Source organism: Enterobacter sp. UNJFSC 003 (genome assembly GCF_036903355.1).
In the GTDB taxonomy this organism is placed as follows: Bacteria; Pseudomonadota; Gammaproteobacteria; order Enterobacterales; family Enterobacteriaceae; genus Enterobacter.
Map to the genome: position 1 here is coordinate 1 of NZ_JBAKHK010000261.1, position 253 is coordinate 253.

General features: G+C 53.0%; 1 pseudogene. It reads right to left on the reverse strand.

The features are described 5' to 3' along the window. Positions 1 to 253, reverse strand: a pseudogene (gene hemA, locus V5P19_RS24065) (glutamyl-tRNA reductase); the annotation flags it as partial.

The following is a 253-nucleotide window of genomic DNA, read 5'->3' on the forward strand; positions in this document are numbered from 1 at the left end:
ATGGCTAACCGCGTCGTTATCCTGATGCCAGTAGAGGCTTTTACGCAGATCTTCTTCATTAAGATTGTGATAATCGCAAAGCCAGCGGATTAACGCCTCTTGCAGGTTATCCTGCTCTTCAACGCTAAGATAAAGTTCCGTGCGGTTGCACGTCGACAGCACCACGCCGCCCTGCACCATCGGCTGCGCAAGCAGGCTGTCAAGCGCCTGATCGAGCTTATCCGGCGAAAACGATACACGTTCTCGCAGCGAT